We start from the raw sequence: 12,966 nt of genomic DNA on the forward strand, positions 1-12,966 counted from the left end.
TTCTTGCATGTTGTAAACGGAATTAGCGTGTGGATAAAAACTGTACAAGAAAGGGGTAAAAATGAAAGTTATAGCTTTAGGTTGGGTGAAACAGCTTTGTGCATGGGAAGATTTATTAAGATCCACTTTAATTGATTAAAATGTTGTTAAAAAATGATAAGGTTAGAATTGCTGTAGAAAAGGTTTTATATTTTTGTTGATAAATTACTTAGAAATAAGAGAAGGAAACTTTTCAAAAGAATTCTTAGGAAGTTTTTTATAACAGAAAGGAAAATGTCGTCTAACATATTAAAATAATATGATTAAGCTATTATAAGCTACTAAAATCATTTTAGAAATTAATAATTGGAGATAAAATATATAGGGAAATAAGATCAAAAGAAACAAAGTGGTATGTGATTATTGAGATAGAATCTGAATTCTTTATGTTTTATTATTAATATCTTGATAATATTTTATTATTTTTACAAGATATTTTGAAGATTGAGAAAAAGTGTTATCGGGACGATATTGAATACGAAGTATGAATGCACTATAATGGGTGAAAGATGGAGTATTTTGCGAACATAAATGTATTGAATGCATAAAGTCGAGGAGTGATATCCGTAAGGCGATTAAGCTTTTTTGCGGGGAGTACGGTGTGTATTTTCAAAATTTTGCATCAGATTGCTTGTGACATAAAGAGTATGGTTTATTTCTTAACAGAGTGATGGTATATTTTCATCTCGTTTTGAAGTTCTATAGCTTAAAGAAATCTTTTTTTATACAAAAACGAAATGAGTAGCGTAAAATGAAGATGTTATTTTTTAATGTGATTATTGAATAAGAAGTTTATGTTTTGGTAACGATTAAAAGGTCACAATGAAACGTAGAAATCTATTCTGGTTAGTGTGAAAATATTTCGCTTATTGAAGGAATTAAGACAATAACACATGAATATCGAGGAGTTTTTGTTGAATTTTTCCAATGAAGAGAATCTTGTTAGAGACTAAAGAAGTGAGCTAAATGAAGATGTTTGAAAAGACTGTTATTGCTGCATCTGTAATGGTTCTTGTTACAGCGGGCGTGGCATGTGCACAAACGCCAAGCCGTTTAAATCAATTTGAAGCGTGGGGAGCCTATTCTTATAAATCGCCCAAAAATACGATTTGCTATGTGTTATCGGTACCTTTGAAGGCTCTTCCAACGACAGTTAATCATGGTGATAATTTTTTCTTGGTTACCAAGCGTTCTCATTCACCTATTTCGTTTGAACCGCAGTTTATGGCTGGTTATACCCTTCAAGAAGGGTCGAGAGTGACAGTGACCATTGGAGGTAAGGACTTTGATTTTTTCACGAAAGATTCCTCAGCTTGGTTGGCTTCATCAGAGCTAGAAAAGCAGCTTGTCTCTGCTATGCGTGCAGGAAGCAATATGACAGTGAAAGCGATATCAAAACGAGGAACGCATACCACTTATACTTATTCCTTAAAAGGGATCACTGCTGCATTAAATGCAGCTCAAAAGTGCCATTAAGGTTTTGATAATTTCTAAAATAGTGATGTGAATTGGAAAGCAATGGCCATTTCCTATGACCTTAGACCAGTTGGTTCATGTTTTGCGCGAGAAACAGATAATGTGATCGTGAAGGAGAGTTCTAAGCTCTCTTTAATTGGTTTGTCGCAAAATGAGATGGTGCAGGCTTTAAAGACAGTTGGTGTACCAGAGCATCAAACGCGTATGCGTGTGCGTCAGCTTTGGCATTGGCTTTATGTGCGTGGCGTTTCAAATTTTGATGAGATGCTGAATATTTCTAAAGCAATGCAAGAAACACTTAAGTGTCATTTCTCCATTGCGCGCCCAGAAATTGTTGGAGAACAAATATCAAAAGATGGTACGCGTAAATGGCTCTTACGTTTTCCTGCACGTGGAGCTGGAAGGCCTGTTGAAATTGAAACGGTTTATATCCCTGAAGAAGGACGTGGTACTTTATGTCTTTCATCGCAAGTAGGGTGTACGTTAACTTGCTCTTTTTGCCATACGGGAACGCAGATGCTTGTTCGCAATCTGACTGCGGAAGAAATTTTGGCACAATTATTGGTTGCACGTGATTGTTTGGGTGATTTTCCTGATAAAAATAACCCTGATGGGGCAATAGTTCCCATTGAAGGTCGCAAAATTACCAATATTGTTATGATGGGGATGGGAGAACCTCTTTATAATTTTGAAGCTGTTAAAAAAGCTTTATTGATTGCTTCTGATGGTGACGGGCTTTCTTTATCAAAACGTCGGATTACGCTTTCAACCAGTGGGGTTGTTCCTGGAATTATCCGAACCGGAGAAGAAATTGGTGTTATGTTGGCGATTTCACTCCACGCAGTACACGATACATTAAGGGATATGCTTGTTCCCATTAATAAAAAATATCCGCTTGCTTTATTAATGGAGGCTTGCCGTAATTATCCTGGTCTTTCCAATGCAAAACGAATCACTTTTGAATATGTTATGCTGAAAGATATCAATGATAGTTTAGATGATGCTAAGGGATTGATTAAGTTATTGAAAGGGATTCCTGCTAAGATCAATTTAATCCCTTTTAATCCGTGGCCAGGGAGCAATTATCAGTGTTCTGATTGGGAGCAAATCGAGCGTTTTGCTGATGTTGTTAATCAAGCGGGCTATGCTTCTCCTATTCGGATACCGCGTGGACGCGATATTTTAGCGGCATGTGGACAACTTAAATCAGCTTCAGAGCGTTTACGGAAATCTGAACGTTTGCGACTTGAAAATGCCATTGGTCATTAGTTAATACAACTTTCTGCGATATTAAAGCCTATGCTTTTTTTCAGTAAATCAGCATATAATAGCATGTGTGAGACAGAGATTAAGATGGATAAGTGCTAGACGAACAGTTTCAGCTTTTATATGCTCAATGGGGGAAAATATTGTATATAGTAGTCTGTTTGCGTAATCTCTAAAATGAGGAGGAAACCTCATTTAGAGGCAATATGAAGTCTTAAGGGTCTTAACTAATTTCCATATTATTACCATACCTTTTAATTCTATTTTATGACTTTTAAAAGCATCTACGGTAATATCTTTTAAAAAGTGGAGATTGTATATTGCCTCACTCTTTTGTTTATTACGTTCTTTAAAAAGATTTCGCTTTACACACGAAAACTCCCGATTCGCTTATAACGTACAAGGGAAAGATATTGTTTGATTCAAAATAAACAGGTTTAAAATGAGAGAATCCTACAATATTTTTGTTCTCATTTAAATTAAAAACGATAAATTACATTTATAAATCAATGTTTTGTAACTATAAGGAGATGGAGGGCAAAGATAGTAAAAGTACCAGCAATAAGCCAGTCGAGAAAGCGAATATAAAGAGGATTTTTATTGAGAATTTTGGTAAATTTATGCGCTGTAAAAACGATAGAAATTGTAATGGGAAAAGAAATAGGAATATAAGAGAGTCCTAAAAAGAGTAGCTTTTGTGTTGCCATAGGATCATCCGCATTGATAAATTGTGGTAAAAATGTGGCGTTAAAGAGTATAACTTTAGGATTTAAAAGATTGATTCCAATACCAGCAAGATAGTTACGTTTAGCGCTTTGAGATTTAGAAGATGTCTGTTCAAAGGAAAATGTCGGATTTCTCCGTAACGCTTGAAAGGAAAACCATAAAAGGTAAAAGGCGCCAACAATTTTTAGAAGAATAAAAGTGTGTGGTGCAGCAAAAATAAGCGCTGATAAGCCAAGTGCTACAGCGGTAACTTGAATGGCAAACCCTGTTGCACTACCCAAGGCGCACATAATTCCAGCTTTTTTGCTTTGTGTAATGGTTCGTCCTACAGAAAGCATCATATCAGGTCCTGGAATAAGTGCTAAAATCAACGATGCTAAAGCAAATTGTACAACAATAGACCACTCCGGTAGAAATGACACGTAAATCTCCTTTTATTTTTAAGCAGTATTCATTATTTACACTCTAAAGCGTTTTTATTTACCTTTTTTGCGTCTTTTTAATGTTGCTTAAAGAGAATTTATTTTTATACTTGTTGCATTGTTTTGATTTCTAGGTAGAAATAAAAGAGCAGCTCATATAGAACTTTGAAATGAAGAAGTGGCAAAATATTAGAAAAGTTGTTTTGGCTTATTCGGGGGGATTGGATACGTCAATTATTCTCAAATGGTTGCAAAGTACGCTAGGCGTTGAAGTTGTAACTTTTACAGCGGATTTGGGGCAGGGGGAAGAGCTAGAATTTGCTCGTCGTAAAGCTGAAATGTTAGGTGTTAAAGAAATCTATATTGAAGATTTGCGTGAAGAATTTGTGCGTGATTTTGTTTTTCCGATGTTTCGAGCCAATACCGTTTATGAGGGGACTTACCTTTTAGGAACATCAATTGCACGCCCACTTATTTCAAAACGCCTTATTGAAATTGCTAAGGAAACGGGAGCAGATGCAATTGCTCATGGGGCAACGGGCAAAGGCAATGATCAGGTGCGCTTTGAGCTTTCCGCTTATGCTCTTAACCCTGATATAAAGATTATTGCTCCATGGCGTGATTGGGATTTTAAGAGTCGGACAGATCTGTTTGAATTTGCTCGTACACATCAAATTCCTGTAGAAAAGGATAAGCAAGGCGAAGCACCTTTTTCAGTGGATGCAAATTTATTGCATTCTTCATCAGAAGGAAAGATTTTAGAAGATCCAGCACTTCCTGCTCCTGAATATGTCCATATGCGTACTCTTTCGGTAGAAGATGCTCCAGATCAAGCAACAAGAATCACTCTTGGCTTTAAAAAAGGTGATGCTGTTTCAATCAATGGAAAAAATTTATCTCCTGCAACTTTACTTGCAGAATTAAATCATTATGGGCGCGATAATGGTATTGGTCGGTTAGATTTAGTAGAAAATCGCTTTGTGGGTATGAAGTCGCGGGGTATTTATGAAACCCCAGGGGGGACCATTCTTTTAACGGCTCACAGAGCTATAGAATCTTTAACGCTAGATCGTGGTGCAGCTCATTTGAAAGATGAATTGATGCCACGTTATGCAGAACTCATTTATTATGGATTTTGGTTTTCGCCGGAACGTAAGATGCTGCAGGCAGCTATTGATTTATCTCAAGAACATGTTGAAGGTGAAGTCACGTTAAAGCTTTATAAGGGGAATGTAATTATTGAAGGGCGCCAAAGTAAAAAATCACTTTATTCGAGTGAGTTGGTAACTTTCGAGGATGATCAAGGTACTTATGATCAAAGAGATGCAACTGGTTTTATTAAATTAAATGCTTTACGTTTGCGTACATTAGCAATGCGTCATCAAGGTGATAAAGAAAAGAAATAGAAAATTACGGTGACAAGTGTAATGTGGATTAGTGCTTTTGTATGAAATGCTTAACTTAAGCATTTTATCTGTTGGTTTTTACCGTTCTTTCATTCAATATTAGAAGCTTATCTTTTGCGCTAATAAATATAATAAGCAAAACCCATGATAATAATAGCAATGAAGGCTTCGATAATCAAAACAAGTCAATTTTGCTTTATAATATTGAATGTTTTTGATTTTTATCAGAACAAAATATGTTTATAGCGAGGGCGGTTTTTGTATTGTGACTTAAGAGTATAAAGAAATTTTCATCTTTTTGCTTGCTATTATTGACGAATAAATTCAAGAACCATACACCCTATTTTGAAAGAGTGTAATTTTTAGGACAAATAATGATGCGTGATCAGTGTGATACCCTTAACCTTACGCCTGAATTAAAAGATGCAGCTTCTCAATCGAGAACTTGGCCATTTGAAGAAGCACGTAAGATTATCAAACGGTATGAAAAGACGGGTTATCCAGACAGTGTGATATTTGAAACAGGTTATGGCCCTTCTGGTTTACCGCATATTGGAACTTTTGGGGAAGTTGCACGTACAACCATGGTGCGTCATGCATTTCATATTCTTACGGAGAATAAAGTAAAAACAAAATTGCTTTGTTTTTCTGATGATATGGATGGTTTGCGCAAGATTCCTGAGAATGTGCCTGATCGCGAAAGGATGGAACATTATCTTGGTCAACCGTTGAGCCGTGTACCGGACCCTTTTGGAGATGATTATCCTTCTTTTGGGGCAGCGAATAATGCTCGGTTACGGGCTTTCCTTGATCGTTTCGGTTTTGATTATGAATTTGCAAGTGCTACGGATTATTACAGTTCCAGTCGTTTTGATGAAACGCTTTTGAAAATTCTTGCCTGTTATGACAAGGTTATGGCAATTATTTTACCAACATTAGGTGAAGAGCGGCAAGCGACCTATTCACTCTTTCTACCGATTTCTCCCTTTTCTGGAAAAGTATTACAGGTACCGATGATTGCGCGTAATGTTGAAAAAGGTACAGTTACTTATATTGAGCCAGAAACAGGAGAAACCATAGAAACAGAGGTTACAGGGGGCAAGGTTAAGTGTCAGTGGAAGGTAGATTGGGCAATGCGTTGGACAGCGCTTGGCATTGATTATGAAATGGCAGGAAAAGACCTTATCGATTCCACAAATCTTTCTTCTAAAATTTGTAAAGTATTAGGTGGAAAGCCCCCAGAAGGATTCAACTATGAGCTCTTTTTAGATGAGAAAGGGCAGAAAATTTCCAAATCCAAGGGAAATGGCTTAACCATTGATGAATGGCTTACTTATGCTCCAACAGAGAGTTTAGGGCTTTATATGTTTTCAAAGCCTAAAACAGCAAAAAGGCTTTATTTTGATGTCATTCCTAAAGCGGTTGATGAATACTATGCGCATCTTTCAGCCTATGGTCGCCAAGAATGGAAAGAGCGTCTTAATAATCCTGTATGGCATATTCATAATGGTTGTCCACCGCAGGTTGATTTGCCTGTATCCTTTGCGATGCTCCTAAATTTGGTAAGTGCTTCAAATGCGGAGAATGCAGAAGTTCTTTGGGGTTTTATTTCTCGTTACGCTAAAGGAGCAAATGCACAAACTTATCCAGAACTTGATCAATTGGTGAAGTTTGCTATTAAATATTTTGATGTTTTTGTTAAACCAAACAAGAAATTTCGTATACCAGATGATAGCGAACGAGCAACATTAGCACAAATTGAGGAAAAATTAGCTAATTTACCTGAAACTATTGATGGCAACATGTTACAAAATATGCTTCTTGATGTTGCACGATTAACGGAACGTTATCAAGATCATAGCAAAAAAAGCCCTGAAGGTGGGCCTGGTGTTTCCAATGTTTTTTTTCAAATGTTGTATGAAGTCCTTCTTGGACAAGAGCGAGGTCCACGATGGGGATCATTTATAGCGCTTTATGGGATTAATGAAATGCGTGCACTGATTGCTGAAACACTTGCACGGCCGACGGAGGAATAATGGAACGAAGAGTGCAGGAAGTAAAGCGACGCCGTACATTTGCAATTATTGCTCACCCAGATGCGGGGAAAACAACATTAACAGAAAAGCTTTTATTGTTTGGTGGTGCTATTCAACTTGCAGGAGAAGTAAAAGCCAAAAAAGATCGTATTCAAACCCGTTCTGATTGGATGAATATTGAGCGTGATCGTGGTATTTCCGTTGTGACTTCGGTGATGACGTTTGAATATGAAAATCATATTTTTAATCTCCTAGATACCCCAGGACATGAGGACTTTGCGGACGATACCTATCGCACTCTCACAGCTGTTGATAGTGCTATCATGGTATTGGATGGGGCACGCGGAATTGAGCCAAGAACACTGAAATTGTTTGAAGTATGTCGGATGCGGGATATTCCTATTGTTACGTTTATCAATAAAATGGATCGTGAGGCACGTGATCCTATAGAGCTTTTAGATGAAATTGAAGAAAAGCTTGCTCTTGATACTGCGCCTATAACATGGCCAATTGGTACGGGTAAAGATTTTGTTGGTACCTATGACCTTCATCATAATCGTTTTCGTCAAAAAGATGATGAGATAACACAGCGGATAGTTTCAAATCCCAGAGAGGTTGTCCATTTACTCCCTGAATATCAACGTTCCACTTTTATTGAAGGGGTAGAACTCGCTCAAAGTGTTTGCAAGAATTTTGATCTGCAAGCTTTCCGTGAAGGTCATATGACTCCGGTTTATTTTGGTTCAGCTTTGCGAAATTTTGGTGTTCGTGATTTGATCAATGCGCTTATTGATTTTGGTCAAAGTCCTCGTGATCAAAGTGCAGATCAGCGCAATGTCATAGCCATGGAACCTAAAATGACGGGATTTGTTTTTAAAATTCAAGCGAATATGGACCCTAATCATCGTGATCGTATTGCATTTTTTCGGGTATGTTCGGGAACACTTGAACGTGGTATGAAAACAAAGTTGGTTCGAACAGGAAAACCGATGACACTTTCGGCTCCACAATTTTTCTTTGCGCGTTCACGCCAAATTGCTGACCAAGCCTATGCCGGTGATATCGTAGGGATTCCTAATCATGGAACATTGCGTATTGGCGATACTTTGACTGAAGGAGAAGATATCCTCTTTAAGGGAGTACCAAATTTTGCACCAGAGATTTTGCGTCGTGTTTGTTTGGGCGATCCAATGAAAGCAAAAAAGCTCAAAGAAGCTTTGCAACAAATGGCTGAAGAAGGGGTTGTACAATTGTTTATTCCTGATGATGGGTCGCCTTCTCTCATTGGTGTTATTGGTGCCTTGCAAATTGATGTTTTAACGGAACGACTTAAGGTGGAATATTCTCTGCCGGTAAGTTTTGAATCAGCGCGCTTTAATTTATGCCGTTGGATTTCAGCGCAGAGCAAAGATGAGTTGCAAAAGTTTCTCAGCAATCACCGCTCTGCTATTGCGTATGATTTAGAAGGTGATCCAGTTTTTTTAGCAGAAAATCATTTTTCATTGAATTATGAAGCAGAGCGGGCACCGAAAATAAAATTTGCAGCTTTTAAGGATTATCAAGTACGCTCTTAAAATAAAGAAAAATATTTTCTACAATAATTTGATTTATAATGATAATTTATCGTTTTTCATATTGAAACAATCAAAATCATTTGTTTTCACGTCATAAGTAGGATTGGTGTGTGCGTAAAAACACTTGAAGCAAGAAATACAAAGCCTCTTATAAATTTTCTCTATAGCCAAGAGCTTTCAAAATATTGGGCGAGGGTAAAAAAGTGATTATGGTGGTTTGTAGCGTTATGATGTAACGATGGCGGTGTGTGATGTATCTTATCCTATTCACGGAAGTTTACATTATACTATTCATTTATATTATTTACAGGACGACATTACGAGGTAAGCTCAAGTACAATGAAAGATGTCTATTTAAAAACAAACATATAAAATTGCAACATAATGATATTTTTGGGCATTCTATTTTGCATAAGGGATGTGATCCTAGCAAGATAGAGGCTTGCACGATAAACTTTTGTAAAACTCTCTCCATAAAAGTAATCTATTTTCGCTGTTAAAGGTAGACATATTATTTTTTTCTGAAAATGGTGGGGTATGTAAAGGATATTTTCAGATTGCACTGTATAAAGAATACGGTAAATTTATTATATTCAAAGAGCTGCAATGCATTGGTACCCCTAGCACCTTTTAAAACTTTAATATTTATTTTTATATTACCTATTTGAGTTAGAGAATAAACTGTAGCCAATTCTACGTTGAAAAATATCAGAAAAATTTTATATATTTTTTCGCGATGATTTAAGACATATAATTTACTTCAATATTTTTTTAAATTTAAACTAAAAAATCTGCTGTATAAATATAGCTTTTCAGTTTTTCCTTGTATAAATATTGTATACAGTCAAAATAATACAAATAATCAATAAGCTGAAATTTGTTATCCCAAATATGAGATCATATGACCTATAAACCGCGTGTCTTTTCTATTTCTCCGGGAACTGCTTTTTTGCCTCACTTTGTTGATGCACTACTTTCTGGTAGCCTTATTGATAATTTCGCTTCCAGTGGAGATATTCAAACTGCCCTTGCTGATAGCCTTATTTATGTTCCAACACGTCGTGCTGCTCGCGCTTTGCGTTTAGCTTTTGTTGAAAGAAGTGATACACAATCAACATTTTTGCCAACCATTCGTGCTCTAGGAGATGTAGATGAAGACAGTTTCCTTTTTGTTGAAAATCATACCAGCGCTCTCGATCCGCCTATTGGAGAAAGCGAACGTCTTTTACTTTTAGCGCGCCTTATCCGTCCATGGCGTGAAAATTTGCCTGCGCATCTGCGTGCCATGTTTGGTACAGAAGATGTGCTTATTCCGGCTCATAGTGCTGATGCTATTTGGCTCGCGCAAGATTTAGCACATTTGATGGACGAAATTGAAACAGAAGGAGCAGACTGGTCAAAACTTAAAAATATTGCATCTGATATGGTCGCTGAATGGTGGCAAATAACGCTCGATTTCTTGACTATTGTTACGCAAAATTGGCCAAAAATCTTGACAGAAAGACAACGAAGTAATCCCGCGGAATGGCGTAATCAAGCACTCACAATGCATGCAGAGACTTTACGACGTATGCCGCCTGATAAACCGATCATTGCAGCTGGTGTATCAGGTTCTATGCCCGCAGTTTCTCATCTTTTAAAGGTTATAGCTTCTCTACCAAAGGGGGCTGTTGTTCTTCCTGGCCTTGATCTTCATATGGATGAAGAACAATGGAATGCACTAAGCACAAGCAATGAAGAAAAAACAGCTTGTGATTTTTTTGATCTTGCAGAAAATGTTTTTAGCCATCCTCAATATCATTTAAAAAAACTTCTAACTCTCATGGAGTGTCAACGTCATTATGTTTGCGAAATTGGCCAACAAAGTATAACAAAGAAAAAACGAATGGCTCTTTTATCAGAAGCACTCCGACCAGCTTCTACAACAGATAAATGGGTACAAATTGTCCGTAACGATTATGAAAATCTTTGTGCAGATTGGTCATTTATTGAAGCTATAAATGAACGTGAAGAAGCTCTCGCGATTGCTGTTACCTTACGCAAAGCTATTGAAGAACCTCAAAAAACTGCAGCCCTTATTACAAACGACCGTAATTTAGCACGCCGTGTTGTTGTGGAATTACAGCGATTTGGAATTGAAGCAAATGATTCAGGCGGAATACCACTTGCACAAACATTGCCTGTAACTCTCTTACGACTTATCTTAGAAAATGTGTTGCAACCCGATGATCCCATTGCTTTTCTTTCTCTTCTTAAACATCCACTGACAACACTCCAACAAAACCGTCATCGTTTACGGGAAATGGCAGAAAATTTTGAACTTTTTGTTCTTCGAGGGAATACAGGACGCATCAATCTTTGCGAATGTGATCAATTTCTTGAAAAATGGATTGAAACGCACTTTCATAATAGTTCTGAAATCAACGCTCTTGATCAGCAGAAATGTGAAGAAGCACGTTTCCTTTGTCATCTTTTGAGGAAAGCTGTTGAACCTTTAACATCTCTTATGAAAAAAGAGAAAGAATGTACCATCAACGAAGCTGCGATAGCAACTGTTGAGGTTTTTGAAAATTTTGGGCGCAATGAGAATAATTCTCTTGCACATCTTTATCAACACGAAGCAGGACAAACCCTATCAAAATTTTTACGTGAATTGGTCAGTGATCAATCCGGATTAACATTTCATCTTTGCGAATGGCCCGCTATGTTTTCTGCCATAATAGCAACCCGTTCTGTCACACCTTCGCCTGGAGGACATCCACGTTTATTCATCTGGGGTACGTTGGAATCACGTTTGCAAACAGTTGATACAGTGGTCATCGGCGGTCTTAATGAAGGGTCATGGCCGATATCAACCCGAAATGATGCTTTTTTATCGCGACCGATGAAAATGATGTTAACTCTGGAACCACCAGAGCAGCGTATTGGTCTTTCCGCGCATGATTTTCAATGGGCGATGGGAATGGATAAAGTGGTGATGAGTCGCGCATTGCGCGTTAATCATACGCCTTCCATTCCTTCACGCTGGCTACAACGCATGGAAACAGTTGTAGGAAAACAGGTTTGGGAACAAATCCGTGAACGAGGTGAAATACTACGCTATTGGGCAAAGATGCTTGATCATACAAGCATAACTTCTGAGGTGGAACGTCCTTGCCCTGCTCCGCCTCTTGATATACGCCCGCGTCATTTTTCAGTTACTGAAATAGAAACATTACGATATGATCCCTATGCTATTTATGCTAAAAAAATCTTACGGCTCAAACCACTTAAAGAACTTATTCATGATCCTAGCGCTTCAGAACGTGGAACACTTTATCACGCTATTCTTGCAGCCTTTTGCACACAAATAAAAAATCCAAATGATGCAAATGCACTCAATGTACTGCTTTCTATTGGACGTAAAGAGTTTGATAAATTCAATTTTCCACCCGATATTGAAGTAATTTGGTGGAATAGTTTTGAAAATCTTGCTCCACGCTTTATTCAATGGGAACAAAGTTTAGGACTGCGAGAGCGATATTCGGAAGTGGTATCACAAAAAATTCCTATAGGAACAACAGGAGTAACCCTTTCAGGACGTGCTGATCGTCTTGATGTTTTGCCAGATAAAACGGTTGAAATTCTAGATTTCAAAACCGGAACCCCTCCTTCATCAAAACAAGTTCGTGAATTATTATTTCCGCAATTGGCTTTAGAAACAGCTTTACTCATACAAGGGGGCTTCCCAGATTTTCAAGATTTTACCCCCTCAAATTTATTTTACATTTCTCTTAACAAAAAAGGTGAAATTAAATCCCAATCAATTCTTTTAAAGAAAAAAGACGGAAAAACTCATCTAAGTGCTGTTGATCTTGCTGACAATGCATGGGAAAATCTTATCGCACTCATAACTTATTATAAAAATCCACAACAAGGTTATCTTTCACATGCTGTCCCCATGTCAAAACGATATGAAGGTGACTACGACCATTTGGCTCGGTTGTGGGAATGGTCAAGTGGTTTTCATAAAGAAGAGTAA

7 protein-coding genes are annotated in these 12,966 nt (G+C 37.4%); 6 read left to right on the top strand and 1 reads right to left on the bottom strand.

From position 1 onward, the window contains the following. Positions 1 to 1,011: 1,011 nt before the first annotated feature. Together ACFIKH_RS01255 and rlmN are read left to right on the top strand one after the other, a co-directional pair. Positions 1,012 to 1,515 carry an invasion associated locus B family protein gene (locus ACFIKH_RS01255; protein ID WP_375625556.1) on the top strand — a complete coding sequence of 168 codons (504 nt, stop codon included), beginning with the start codon at positions 1,012 to 1,014 and terminating at the stop codon, positions 1,513 to 1,515. A 42-nt stretch (positions 1,516 to 1,557) separates the two neighbouring features. Beyond that, a complete protein-coding gene (gene rlmN, locus ACFIKH_RS01260) occupies positions 1,558 to 2,784 on the top strand; it encodes a 23S rRNA (adenine(2503)-C(2))-methyltransferase RlmN (RefSeq protein ID WP_375626145.1) in 1,227 nt (408 codons plus the stop codon). A 503-nt stretch (positions 2,785 to 3,287) separates the two neighbouring features. Here the strand turns inward: rlmN and ACFIKH_RS01265 are convergent. Continuing rightward, entirely contained in the window at positions 3,288 to 3,929 is a 642-nt protein-coding gene (locus ACFIKH_RS01265) for a LysE family translocator (protein ID WP_375626147.1), read from the bottom strand. 170 nt (positions 3,930 to 4,099) lie between these two features. Between ACFIKH_RS01265 and ACFIKH_RS01270 the strand changes: the two genes are divergently transcribed. From ACFIKH_RS01270 to addB, 4 genes are all read left to right on the top strand, one after another. Then, positions 4,100 to 5,335, top strand: a complete 1,236-nt coding sequence (locus ACFIKH_RS01270; RefSeq protein ID WP_375670801.1) for an argininosuccinate synthase — start codon at positions 4,100 to 4,102, stop codon at positions 5,333 to 5,335. Between the two features lie 374 nt (positions 5,336 to 5,709). Then, positions 5,710 to 7,371 carry a lysine--tRNA ligase gene (locus ACFIKH_RS01275; protein ID WP_375625501.1) on the top strand — a complete coding sequence of 554 codons (1,662 nt, stop codon included), beginning with the start codon at positions 5,710 to 5,712 and terminating at the stop codon, positions 7,369 to 7,371. Continuing rightward, entirely contained in the window at positions 7,371 to 8,945 is a 1,575-nt protein-coding gene (locus ACFIKH_RS01280) for a peptide chain release factor 3 (protein WP_375670803.1), read from the top strand. Before ACFIKH_RS01275 ends, ACFIKH_RS01280 begins: the two co-directional genes overlap by 1 nt. 901 nt (positions 8,946 to 9,846) lie before the next feature. Further along, positions 9,847 to 12,966 carry a double-strand break repair protein AddB gene (addB, locus tag ACFIKH_RS01285; protein ID WP_375670805.1) on the top strand — a complete coding sequence of 1,040 codons (3,120 nt, stop codon included), beginning with the start codon at positions 9,847 to 9,849 and terminating at the stop codon, positions 12,964 to 12,966.

The organism is Bartonella sp. SD1336NMGDW, from assembly GCF_042193565.1.
Lineage (GTDB): Bacteria > Pseudomonadota > Alphaproteobacteria > Rhizobiales > Rhizobiaceae > Bartonella > Bartonella grahamii.